At 66.7% G+C, this 12,176-nt stretch carries 11 protein-coding genes and 1 pseudogene; 8 read left to right on the top strand and 4 right to left on the bottom strand.

The window, feature by feature from the left end:
* Positions 1-453, top strand: a 453-nt coding sequence (locus B1964_RS20155; RefSeq protein WP_139765811.1) for a TOBE domain-containing protein, incomplete at its 5' end; no start/stop codon positions are given.
* Between the two features lie 16 nt (positions 454-469).
* Here B1964_RS20155 and B1964_RS20150 read toward each other — a convergent pair.
* Positions 470-2,020, bottom strand: a complete 1,551-nt coding sequence (locus B1964_RS20150) for an MFS transporter (RefSeq protein ID WP_079931037.1) — start codon at positions 2,018-2,020, stop codon at positions 470-472.
* Positions 2,021-2,137: 117 nt separating this feature from the next.
* Between B1964_RS20150 and B1964_RS20145 the strand changes: the two genes are divergently transcribed.
* Both B1964_RS20145 and B1964_RS20140 read left to right on the top strand, forming a co-directional pair.
* Entirely contained in the window at positions 2,138-2,695 is a 558-nt protein-coding gene (locus tag B1964_RS20145) for a MarR family winged helix-turn-helix transcriptional regulator (RefSeq protein WP_253194091.1), read from the top strand.
* Between the two features lie 10 nt (positions 2,696-2,705).
* Positions 2,706-3,570: pseudogene (locus B1964_RS20140) on the top strand (SDR family oxidoreductase).
* Positions 3,571-3,599: 29 nt separating this feature from the next.
* On the opposite strand, the gene B1964_RS20135 reads toward B1964_RS20140, so the two are convergent.
* The 3 genes from B1964_RS20135 to B1964_RS20125 all read right to left on the bottom strand — a co-directional run bounded on the left by B1964_RS20135 (position 3,600) and on the right by B1964_RS20125 (position 7,363).
* On the bottom strand, positions 3,600-4,484 hold the full coding sequence (locus B1964_RS20135; protein WP_079931036.1) for a siderophore-interacting protein: 885 nt from the start codon (positions 4,482-4,484) through the stop codon (positions 3,600-3,602).
* A 40-nt stretch (positions 4,485-4,524) separates the two neighbouring features.
* Positions 4,525-4,815: a hypothetical protein gene (locus tag B1964_RS20130; RefSeq protein ID WP_026919835.1), complete on the bottom strand. Its 291-nt coding sequence runs from the start codon at positions 4,813-4,815 to the stop codon at positions 4,525-4,527.
* An 88-nt stretch (positions 4,816-4,903) separates the two neighbouring features.
* Complete coding sequence (locus tag B1964_RS20125; RefSeq protein WP_079931039.1) at positions 4,904-7,363, bottom strand: cytochrome P450/oxidoreductase; 2,460 nt, start codon at positions 7,361-7,363, stop codon at positions 4,904-4,906.
* 219 nt (positions 7,364-7,582) lie between these two features.
* On the opposite strand from B1964_RS20125, the gene B1964_RS20120 reads away from it, so the two are divergent.
* From B1964_RS20120 to B1964_RS20100, 5 genes are all read left to right on the top strand, one after another.
* Positions 7,583-8,218, top strand: a complete 636-nt coding sequence (locus B1964_RS20120; RefSeq protein ID WP_079931038.1) for a TetR family transcriptional regulator — start codon at positions 7,583-7,585, stop codon at positions 8,216-8,218.
* Positions 8,219-9,085 carry a sulfurtransferase gene (locus tag B1964_RS20115; RefSeq protein WP_079931035.1) on the top strand — a complete coding sequence of 289 codons (867 nt, stop codon included), beginning with the start codon at positions 8,219-8,221 and terminating at the stop codon, positions 9,083-9,085.
* Between the two features lie 163 nt (positions 9,086-9,248).
* Positions 9,249-10,259 (top strand): putative zinc-binding metallopeptidase, encoded by a 1,011-nt coding sequence (locus B1964_RS20110; RefSeq protein WP_079931034.1) that lies wholly within the window; start codon positions 9,249-9,251, stop codon positions 10,257-10,259.
* A gap of 408 nt (positions 10,260-10,667) precedes the next feature.
* Positions 10,668-11,822: an LLM class flavin-dependent oxidoreductase gene (locus B1964_RS20105; protein WP_079931033.1), complete on the top strand. Its 1,155-nt coding sequence runs from the start codon at positions 10,668-10,670 to the stop codon at positions 11,820-11,822.
* On the top strand, positions 11,819-12,176 hold a 358-nt coding region (locus tag B1964_RS20100; protein ID WP_079931032.1), incomplete at its 3' end, for an NAD(P)H-dependent oxidoreductase. The genes B1964_RS20105 and B1964_RS20100, both read left to right, overlap by 4 nt.

Below are 12,176 nucleotides of genomic sequence, written 5' to 3'. Positions count from 1 at the left end.
CCCCCGGCCGAACTCTACGACCACCCGGTCAACGCCTTCGTCGCCGGCTTCATCGGATCACCGGCGATGAACCTGTTCACCGCGCCGATCCGCGACGGCGCCATCTCGATCGCCGGAGCCGACATCGACATCGACGCCACATCGCAGGCGGCACTGCGCAAGTCCGGGCTGAGCTCGGTCGTCGTCGGCATCCGGCCCGAGCACCTCGCGCTCTCCGACGACGGCACCGGACTCAACGCCGACGTCGCACTTCTCGAAGAGCTCGGCAGCGAAACCTACGTCTACGCCTCGCTGGCCGACGAATCGGTCCACAACCTCGACGGTGATCCGATGGTCGTGGTGGCACGCTCTTCACAGCGGGCGCCGGCCAAGCGTGGAGAGGGAATCCGGTTGCGGCAGGCCGACAACGCGGTTCACCTGTTCCACCCCGAGACCGGCGACCGGCTGGTCTGACGGGCCGAGCGCGGGGTCAGTGCGAGGTGGCCGGTGCTGCCGAGCCCGGTGTCGCCGAGCCTGGTGTCGCCGAGCCCGATGCTGCCGAGTCGGCGATCACCACGCCCGTCGGCGTCGGCTTGGGGCCGCGCTTGGGGATGCACAGGGTGATGGCCACACCGACGAACGCGGCGACGGCGCCCACCAGGAAGCACCACTTGAATGTCGTGTGGGTGGGAATGTCGTTGCCCGCCATGCTGATCGTCGAGGTGGTGAGCAGCACCGCCATCACCGCCGAGGAGACGGTGGTGCCGATCGAGCGCATCAATCCGTTGAGGCCGACGGCCGCACCGGCCTCGGTCATCGGCACCGCGCCCATGATCAAGGTGGGCATCGCCGCATAGCCGATGCCGACGCCCGACGCGGCGATGATCGACGCGATCATCAGCTGCCACGGAGAGTTCATCAGGAACATCGCGAGCAGATAGCCCACACCGAGCACCGTCGCGCCGATGGCCAAGGTGTACTTTGCGCCGATCTTGTTGATCAGCGTGCCCGAGACCGGGGCGAAGACCAGCATCATCAGTCCGCCGGGCGCCATCCACAGGCCGGCCTCGAGCATGGTCTGGCCGAGTCCGACTCCGGTGCGAACGTCCATCTCGAGCAGCATCGGGATGACGATCGACTGCGCCATCATGCCGAAGCCGATGGCGACGGCGGCGATGTTGGTGAGCAGGACCGCCGGACGTGCGGTGGTCCGCAGGTCGACGAGCGGCTCGGGGGTTCGCAGCTGATAGAAACCCCACGCCCCGAGCACGACGAGACCGCCGATCAGCGTGCCGAGCGTGGTGCCCGACGTCCAACCCCAGTCGTTGCCCTTGGACACGGCGATGAGCGCGGCCGACAAACCGATGGCCAAGCCGATTGCGCCGACGAAGTCCAGACGGCCACCGACCGCGTCGGGGACGTGCGGGACGACCACGACGACCAGGGCGAGGACGGCCAACGACAGGATCGCCGATACCCAGAACAGGCCGTGCCAGTTCCAGCTCTGCGCGATCCACGCCGACAGCGGCAGACCGATCGCGCCACCCACACCGAGCGTCGCGCTCATCGCGGCGATCGCCATCGAGGTGATCTTGGGTGGCGTGACCTCACGCATGAGGCTGATGCCGACGGGGATGAAGCCCATGGCCAAGCCCTGGATCGCACGCCCGGCGATCATCGGGATGACCGAACTACTCAGGGCGCACACGATGGAACCGGCGACGAGCAGCGCGGCGCTGCCCAGCAGGACCCGCTGCTTGCCGAACATATCGCCGAGGCGGCCGGCGATGGGCATCGCGATCGCGGCGGCCAGCAATGTCGCGGTGATCACCCACGACGCGTTGGAATGGGAGGTGCCCAGCAGGGTGGGTAACTCGGGCTGGATCGGGATGACCAGCGTCTGCATCAAGGATGCGACGAGGCCACCGAAACACAGCGCGATGACGGTGGCGATCGCGGCGCCATTGGACGACCCGTTGCGCGGAACGGACTCTACTGGTGCCGGGTTCTCTGCTGCCGGCGACGAATTGGTGTCTGACATCGCACCTCCTAAGCTATATGTAGCGTACATATGTAAGGTACATATGCAAGCCGCGCAGCTCGTGAGGCTCCTCAATCGGACATACCGGGCGGCTGCGGCAGAATGTCGGTGAGCCGGATGTCGAAAGAGGTCGCAGTGGGCGGATTCCGCGAGGGTGAGCGCAACGGCACGTCACGTCCGGCGCCGGTGACCTTCGACGGGGCCGACCACGCACCGTGGCCGTCGCCGCTCTACCGCGACATCGTCGAGGAACTCAGCCGCTTTCATCGACGCAAGAGCGAACACCCCGCCGAGTCGGTGCTCGAGAGCTCGGCGTTCGCGATCCTGCTCGTCCTCTCCGACGGCCGTGCACGGACCCTGCGGGAACTCACCGACGAACTCGACCTCGAACAGTCCACGGTCAACCGGCAGGTCAACGCCGCGATCAAACTCGGCTACCTCGAACGCTTCGACGTCGAGGGCTCGACGAGCAGGCTCATCCGCCCGACCGAGAGCGGACGGGCCGCATTCACCCATGACGGCATGCTGCGGGTGAGTCGCCTCAAACAGGTCTTCGCCGATCTCGACCCTGGTACCCCGGAGGTCCTGTTGCGCGAACTGCGCGCTTTCAACGAGGCCTATGACCGTACGCTGCGAGCAGAACAACGGGGAGCGCGTTCGCGCAACCACGGCTGAGGGAGAACGTGTGGGGACATACGTGGTGACCGGATCGGCGTCGGGAATGGGTGCGGCGGTTGCCGATTCGTTGCGTGCGGCCGGGCATACGGTGATCGGGATCGATCGGGACGGCGCCGAGGTGACCGCGGACCTCTCGACGCCGCACGGGCGTGCGTCGGCGATCGCCGCGGTCCTCGACCGGGCTGAGGGCGCACTCGCCGGAGCCGTTCTCGCGGCCGGTCTCGGCCCGGCGCGCGGAGCCGAACGCACCATCGTCGAGGTGAACCTCCTTGGGGTGACCGAACTGCTCACCGCCTTTCGCCCGCTGCTCGCCGCGAACGGGAAATCGAAAGTGGTTGTCTTCGGCTCCAATTCGACAACAGCGACGCCGCTGGTACCAGGCCGCGCGGTCGCCCGACTCGACGCCGGCGACACCGAGGGGGCCACGCGAATCCTGCGCAGGCGGGGTAAGGCGCTGTCGGGCCCTGCGGCGTACGCGGCGTCGAAAATCGCGGTCACCCGATGGTGTCGCGTGCACGGCACCCATCCTGAATGGGCGGGGGAGGGGATCGCGGTCAACATCATCGCCCCCCGGGCCGGTAATGACCCCGCTGCTGCAATCGCAACTGACCGGTGCGTCGTCGAAGAACGTCCGGTCCTTCCCGATTCCGCTGCGCGAGTACGGAACACCGGAGCAGATCACGCAGTGGGTGATGCTGATGCTCTCGCCCGCCGCCGATTTCATGGCCGGATCGGTGATCACCGTCGACGGTGGTACCGAGGCATTGCTGCGCGCACGGGACTGGCCCCGGGCCGTGCCATTGCGGGCTGTCCCACGGGTGCTGTGGCGAATGTATCGCGCCCCCAAGGACGGTCAGATCGCGCGGTACTGAGTCGCCAGGTACTCAAACGAGTGCTGGGATCACAATCCGGCCTGTTCGAGCGCCTCGTCGAACTCTTCGGCAGCGCGCTTCTCGTCCTTGCCGTCGGCGATCGCCTGCTGATACACCGCGAGTAGCTCGTCGCCGTGCTCGGCGTAGCGTCGCGCCCACGCCTCACCGTCGTAGCGCCAGTAACCGATGATGTCGTAGCGGTCGGCGGGCCAATGGTGTTCGCGGCGAAAGTGTTTGCGCACCGTACGGGATTCGGCGGCCTCGCCGGCGAACCAGCAGTATCCGATCCCGGCGGGAACGTCGAGCGCGGCGATGGTCGTGCCCAATCGGCTCGCCGAGATGCCGTTGCCGCTGCCGATCAGGCTGATGACCTCGACGCCGTCGGCGAGGTGGCCCAGATAGGCGAGGTCGTCCTCGTCGATCACCTCGACCACCAGCGTCACCGGCCTTGGATCGGTGGCGAGCTCGTCGAGAATGCGGGCGGCGGCGGGTAATCCGGCGAGATCGGTTCCCAGCAGGAGCCAGTCGGTGCCCGGCGCGGGCCGGTACCAGCCGCGCGCGTGCGACATCGCCACCGCATCACCGACGTCGGCTCGTTGGGCCCAGAGCGTCGCCGGACCACGCGAGTGGATGACGAAGTCGACGTCGACGGTCGCGGTTCGGTGGTCGACGGAGCGGATGGTGTAATTACGGCCCTCCGGCGGCTCGTCGAGGTCGTGATATCCCCACACCTCGTCGCGCAATTCCATTGCGGGAGGTCGGCTTTGGCCGGGCTCGGGAAAGTAGAGGCCCACGGCGTCGTCGGGCCCGCCGGGCAGTTGTAGACGGGCGAGATGCTCGACGCGCAGGTGCACCCGACGGATGTGCGGGGTGAGGTCGTCGGTACCGGTGACCGTCGCGAACGAGAAACCCATGATGAGGTAAGGCTACCCCAACTTCATTGACAGTCGCTGGTCAGTCCTGGTCGTGCGGCCAGTTGCCCTGCGTCAGGAGCTCCTCGAAGTTCTTGATGAGGTGCGGGTTCAGATCGGTCTCGACGGCCTTCTCGTAGTCGCCGCCCCACTTGGCGAACCATGCGGCGTCGCGTTCCATCAGGAAGATCGGCCAGCCATGGGTGATCTCGAGATCGTCGAGGTAGAGGTCGGTCGATCCGTCCTCGCGCATGTACCAGTAGCGCTTGCCCGATTCCTCGAACGCCGCCACTTCTTGCGCCGTCACGTAGTACTCGCCGTCAGCCTGCTTCATATGACCGATCGTACGGACCATGGCGCAGACCGCCGTCTGCCCGGAGGTGACCTCGGATTGACGCTGCAGCGTTCTATAGGTCGAGGTTCTACAGGTCGAGCACCAGCTTCGGCGAGAGTGATCGGGAGACGCAGGTCATGACCGTGTCGCCGCGTTCGCGTTCGGCACGTGACAGCACGGAGTCGCGATGGTCGGGGGCGCCGCCGAGAACGTCGGCCTCACATGTACCGCAGATTCCTTCCATGCACGAACCGATGACGTCGACACCGGCCTCCTCGACCGCGGCGAAGATCGTCGTGCCCTGTTCGACCGTGACAGTCACCCCCGAGACCGCGCACTCGACCTCGAAGGAGTCGAGTGCGCCCTCGGGCGCGTCGCCGGTCGCGGCCACGAACCGCTCGAGGTGCAGGCTCCCGTCCGGCCATGCTGCGCACTTCTCCTCGACGGCGTCCATCAGCGCGGCGGGTCCGCAGCAGTAGACCAGGGTGTCGGCCCGCGGCTCGCCGAGGATCGCGTCGAGATCGAACCGCCCGCTGTGTTCGTCACCGGCCCAGACCGTCACCCGATCGTCGGCCCCCAGTTCGTCGAGAAATGCCATTGAGTTCCGAGACCGACCGCAGTACAACAGGTTCCATTCGGCCCCATCGGCCTGGGCTGCCGCGATCATGGCGCGTACCGGGGTGATACCGATGCCGCCGGCGATGAACTGATATCGCGGTGAGCCGACGAGCGCGAAGTGGTTGCGGGGACCCCTGACCTGCAGGTGCGAACCCTCGGCCAGTTCTTCGTGAACGAATCGGGATCCGCCGCGGCCGTTGCGTTCACGCAGGACCGCGACAGTCCATGACGATCGGTCTGCGGGATCTCCGCAGAGGGAGTAGTGCTTCGACATCCCCGGCCGCAACAGGAGCTCGACGTGCGAGCCCGGAGTCCAGTCGGGCAGCGAACCACCGGTGGGATCGGTCAGGGTGAGCTCGACGACGCCCTCGGCCACGGTCCGCCGGCGGGCCACCCGCAGATCGAGCGTCTGCATTGCCGCACCACGGTTTTCACGAGATGGCCGTGTGGGCATGGGGGCTGAACTGCTTGCCGCCGAACTGCTTGCTGCAGAGTCGTTGTCGCCGGCCTCGCGTAGATGTGTGCGGTAGGGGCCCGGCTCCGGCCGCCGACCGCCGATCGGGGTGAGGCGCACCATCATCGAGCTGTAACCCCGCACGAAGTTCGACTGCACGCGCTCCGGCTCCGCGAGGACCTCGATGTCGTCGAATCGGGCCAGCAGTTCCTCCCACAGGATCCGCAACTGCAATTCCGCCAGCCGACTCCCCATGCAGCGGTGCGTACCGATCCCGAAGGCCAGGTGGTGACGGGCGTTGCGCCGGTCGATCACAAAGCTGTCCGGGTCGTCGAATGTGCGCTCGTCTCGGTTCGCCGAGGCGTACCACATCACGACCTTGTCGCCTTTACGGATGAACTGGCCGTTCAGAACGGTGTCGCGGGTGGCGACCCGACGCATGTAGGCCAGCGGCGTCTGCCATCGGAGGATCTCGTGGACCAGCTTCGGAACCAGCCCCGGGTTGGTGCGAAGCCGGTCGAACTGGTCGGGGAACTGATTGAGGGCGAGCACACCGCCGGTCATCGAGTTGCGTGTGGTGTCGTTACCACCCACGACCAGCAACACAAGGTTGCCGAGGAACTCCATCGGCCGGTTGATCAGGTCCTTGGTGTCCTCGGAGAGCTGCATGAGTGTGATCAGGTCGTACCCGGGCTTCTCGCCGGCCGCCAGGCGCGCCGCCTTGTCGTGCCACAACGCGCTGAAACTCCCCGCCATGTCGGCGGCGCCCCGGTAGATCTCATCTGTGTTGTTGGCCCCGCCGGTGGCCGATGCGCTGGTGGCCACCAAGTCGGTCCACTGCACCAGCTTGCGGCGGTCCTCGTACGGGAAGTCCAGCAGCGTGGCCAGCATCCGCGAGGTCAGCTCGACACTGACCCGGTCCACCCAGTCGAACGGTTCACCCACCGGCAGCGTGTCGAGGACATCCTGGACCCGCGAACGGATCAGGCCCTCCATCTCCTCCAGAGTCTGCGGAGCGACAACGCCCTGAACCGCGGCGCGTTGCTGGTCGTGGCGCGGCGGGTCCATCGCGATGAACATCTCGATATCGAGTCCTTCGGGCGGCGCGCCGAGAATGATCTGAGGTTCGGCGGAGAAGGTCTGAAAGTCCTTGTCGACGGTGACGATATCGTCGTAGCGGGTCACCGACCAGAACGGACCGAAAGCGCTGTCAGCCCGAAAGTGCACGGGCGCTTCGTCTCGCAGCCTCCTGAAGTAGGGCTGCCACTGTCCTTGACGCCACAAGAACGGATTGCTGACGTCGATCTCGGTGAGATCCAGGTCCGCAACGTCGGGGATTTCCGACGCCTCGAAGCGTGGCTGGCCATCGTCCACCATCAGCCGTTTGGCGCGCTGGAGCAGATGCAGGCCCTGGATTTGGCGTTCCATCGGTACCACGACCTGGGCTTTGTTGATGAGTCGATCGACAACGTGCATGACAACCATCGCTTTCGCTGGGTTTCGGTGTTGCTCGACAATAGCAGAGTATTTGTCTCTAACGAAGACAAATTGCGAGTATTTGTCTTGAGGTCGAATCCAGATCGGGTTCGGCCATCGACAGGAGATCGATGAGACCGCCGCGCGGAATTCGTACCGGCCCGTGTGACCTCGACTCTCGCGATCGGCACGCGGGGCCGGCTCGGTAACCTCGTCGAGGTGACCACCCGACAGACCTATGCGGAGGCGAGTAGGGCGCTGTTGCGCACAACTCTGCTCGACGGTCTGCGAGATCTGCTGGTCGAAAAGGATTGGCCGTCGATCACGATGGCCGACGTCGCCCGGAAATCGGGCGTCGGACGGCAAACCGTGTACAACGAGTTCGGTTCCCGCCACGGACTGGCGCAGGCGTATGCGATGCGCTTGGCCACGGAATTCGCCGGCATCGTCGCGTCGACGGTTGCCGAGCGCCCACACGATATCCATGGCGCATTGCACGATGCATTCGCCGCCTTCTTCGCCGTGGCCGCGGCCGACCCGCTCATCACCTCGCTGCAGCGTGGTGAGGCGAAGCCGGATCTGCTGCGGCTGATCACCACCGATGCCGCGCCGCTGATCACGACCGCGAGCGCGCGTCTCACCGACATGCTCACCACCTCGTGGCTTGGTCTCGCCGACGACGACGCGGTGTGTATCGCGCGGGCGATCACGCGCATGGCGCTGAGCTATGTGGCGATGCCACCCGAGAGCGACCGCGATGTCGCCGCCGACCTCGCTGCGGTCATGGCCCCCGCGGTCATCGCGGCCCGCGGCGGCGAAACGGAGTCGGGTGCCACCCCGACGACAAAGGAGTGAATGTTCATGGCGCAGAACCTGATCGACGTCGACGCACTGACCGAGGAGATGCTCTCGGACCGTCCGCCGGTGATCCTCGACGTCCGCTGGGCGTTGGGGCGGACCGATGGGCGTGAGCGGTATCGGGAGGGTCACATTCCCGGAGCCGTCTACGTCGATCTCGATTCCGAACTGGCCGACCCGCCGTCGGCCGAACTCGGCCGCCATCCGCTGCCGTCGTCGGATCGCCTGCAGGACGCCGCCCGACGCTGGGGTGTGGACGACTCGTCGCCGGTGGTGGTCTACGACGACATCGGCAACCTGGCGGCGGCCCGCGCGTGGTGGTTGCTGACCTGGGCCGGACACCTCGACGTCAGGATGCTCGATGGCGGGCTCGACGCCTGGCGCTCGGCCGGGATGCGTGTCTCCGCCGGCGACACCGCCGCGCGTCCCGGCACCTTCACCCTGACCGGCGGCGAACTCTCGCATGTGTCGCTCGATGAGGTCGCGCGACTGTCCTCGGAGATCCGGGACGGCCGCGACGACGTGGTCATCCTCGATGCCCGCGCCGGCGAACGGTATCGCGGGGAGACCGAACCGATGGATCCCCGCGCCGGACATGTGCCCGGCGCCGTCAGTGTCCCGACGGCCGGGAATCTCGCCGACGACGGGCGGTTCCTGTCGCCCGAGCAGCTGCGCGAACGGTTCACCGAGGCCGGGGTCGCCGAGAATGCGCAGGTCATCGCGTACTGCGGATCGGGAATCAACGCCGCGCACGAGCTCGCGGCGCTGGCCATCGCCGGGTTCTCGGGCACCTTGTTCCCGGGGTCGTGGTCGCAGTGGTCCGCCGATCCGGAGTTGCCTGCGGCGGTGGGCCCCACTCCGTAGTGTGATGTCGGGCACTCACATGTGCACATTCGGCCATGTGTTCCGACGAAACGATCGATGGGCCAGGTCCGCGTCGAGCATGTGCGGGGGCCGCACCCGGGCCAATCCTGATCCACGCGACCCCCGCGATCCACGAGCTCGAATTCACCCAAGGAGTGCAACGTTGCGCGATTTCCACTGCCGTAAATGCGGCCAGCAGCTGATTTTCGAGAACTCGCTGTGTCTGAACTGCGAGAGCAAGCTGGGCTTCCATCTGCCCTCCCGAACCATCCAGGTCCTCGACGACAAGGAGCAGGCACAGGTCGACGACGCATTGATCGGTCGCTGCGCCAACAGCGGCGTCGCCGCGTGCAACTGGCTCGTCGAGATCGGTGAGGGGTTGCCCGCGCTGTGCGAGTCGTGCCGGCTGACCCGCACCCGTCCCGACGACTCCGACACCGACGCCATGGCTGCGTTCGCCGAGGCCGAACTCGCCAAGCGGCGCGTCATCGTCGAACTCGACGAACTCCAACTGCCGATCTTCGGCAAGGACGAGGACTCGGAGATCGGCCTGGCCTTCGACCTGCTCTCCAGTGCCACCCAGCAGGTCATCACCGGCCACGCCAACGGTGTGGTCACCCTCGACCTCGCCGAGGGCGACGACGTCCACCGCGAACAGCTGCGGGTGTCGATGGACGAGCCCTACCGCACCCTGATCGGCCACTTCCGCCACGAGATCGGCCACTTCTATCAGATGGTGCTCGTCGGTGACGGCCCCAATCGCGGACGCTATGAGGAGTTGTTCGGTGATCCCGACCAGGACTATCAGGCCGCGCTCGATCGCCACTACGGCGACGGGCCGCCGGAGAACTGGAAGGACGACTACGTCTCGTCCTACGCGACCATGCATCCCGCCGAGGACTGGGCCGAGACCTTCGCCCACTACCTCCACATCCGCGACACCCTCGATACGGCGGCGGCGTTCGCCCTGGCTCCGGCCGGCGCCACTCTCGACGCCGACCTCCCCGGTCAGGTGGGCTTCGATCGCATCATCGAATGGTGGCTGCCGCTGACCTGGGCGCTCAACCAGATCAACCGCTCGATGGGCCATCAGGACCTCTATCCCTTCGTGCTGCCGCCGAAGGTCCTGGGGAAGATGGAGTTCATCCACGAACTGATCACCTCCGACGACTGAGCGGGGCAATCCCCGGTGGTTCTCCACGGTGGTCCTTCTCCGGTGGTCGAGGAGCGGTTCCTATCTTTCGGTGGTCGAGGAGCCGGTCCTTTCTCTTCGGTGGTCGAGGAGCCTCGCGCGAGCGCAGCGAGCACGACGCGTCTCGAGACCCCTGAACGCCGACGCTGGAACTCGAAACCAGCACCGGCGCAATAGGTCTCGAGGCTCCGTCGCTGGCGCCCCTGCGCACCTCGACCACCGGGTGGGGAGGGGTTGGTCGCTGCGGGGGTTCGTTGTCCGGTAGCCCCCGGATGGCGGGGCCGCAGGGATTGACTCACCGCGCGGAAAACTCTTGGGTGAGCCGAGCGGGTCGGGTGCAATGGTGTGGTTGTGCACGGTATCCCCAATTCGGAAGTGGATTGATCAGGCGTGAAGTTTCATTGGTTTCTCCCCACCAACGGCGGCGACGGTCGGACGGTGGTCGGCGGCGGCCACGGGGTGGCGGCGCAGGCCTCGTCGCGACCGGCGTCGGTGCCCTACCTCGGACAGATCGCGCGCAGTGCCGAACAACTCGGCTTCGAGGCGGCGCTCACCCCGACCGGGGCGTGGTGCGAGGACGCATGGGTCTCGACGGCCATGCTCAGCAGCGTCTCCGAGCGGCTGAAGTTCCTGGTGGCCTTTCGGCCCGGTGTCACCGCTCCGTTCCTCTCGGCGCAGATGGCCGGTACCTTCCAGAATCTGTCCGGCGGACGCTTGCTGCTGAATGTGGTGACCGGTGGTGAGGATGCCGAGCAGGCCATGTTCGGTGACTTCAGCACCAAGGAGGAGCGGTACGCCCGCGCCGACGAGTTCCTCGAGATCGTCCGGCGCCTGTGGACCGGGGAGACGCTGACCTTCGAGGGTAAGTACCTCTCGGTGGAGAACGCGACCCTGCACCAGATCCCGGACCCGCTTCCCGAGATCTACTTCGGTGGCTCGTCGGCGGCCGGAATCGCCGTGGCCGCCAAGCACGCCGACGTCTACCTCACCTGGGGTGAACCGCCCGAGGCGGTGGCCGAGAAGATCGCGCGCGTTCGTCGGGCGGCCGCAGAGCAGGGGCGGGAACTGACCTACGGCATCCGGTTACACACCATCGCCCGCGCGACCTCGGAAGAGGCGTGGGCCGAGGCGGATCGGTTGCTGGAGAACATCTCCGCCGAGGACATCGCCCGCATCCAGGCGGGCCTGAAGCGCTCGGCGTCGGAAGGTCAGCAGCGAATGCTCGCGCTCAACAAGGGTTCCAAGGACGGCCTGGAGATCTACCCGAATCTGTGGGCCGGTATCGGCCTGGTGCGCGGTGGGGCGGGTACGGCGATGGTCGGTTCCTACACCGAGATCGCCGACCTCATCGAGGCCTACCGCGACGTGGGCATCGACGAGTTCGTGTTGTCGGGGTACCCGCACCTCGAGGAGGCGTACTGGTTCGGCGAGGGCGTGCTGCCGGAGCTGACCCGTCGTGGACTGTGGGAGCATCCGGCGCCGCCGCGCGCCGCCCGCGCCGCAGTGCCCTTCGGTGCGCCGGTCAAAGCGGTGTCGGCCTCGTGACGACGGCCGTCGTCGTCGGAAATCCCAAGCCGGCCAGTCGAACCCTGGATGCCGCGACGTATGTGGCCACCCAACTCACCGGTGGCGCACCCGATCTCGTCGTCGACCTCGCGACCCTCGGTACGGCGATTCTCGACTGGTCCGACCCGGGGATCGGCGAGCTGGTGACGCAGGTCGGCGCCGCCGATCTCGTCGTGTTCGCCAGCCCGACCTACAAGGCCGCCTATACCGGACTGCTCAAGCTGTTCCTCGATCGGTTCGCCGGTGGCACAGGGCTTTCCGGTATCGCGATTCCGCTCATGCTCGGTGGTTCGCCCGCGCACTCGCTTGCACCCGAGCTCACCCTGCGGCCGG

This window comes from Gordonia sp. i37, from assembly GCF_002043085.1.
Classification (GTDB): Bacteria; Actinomycetota; Actinomycetes; order Mycobacteriales; family Mycobacteriaceae; genus Gordonia; species Gordonia polyisoprenivorans.
This window is presented reverse-complemented; position numbering and strand designations above follow the sequence as displayed.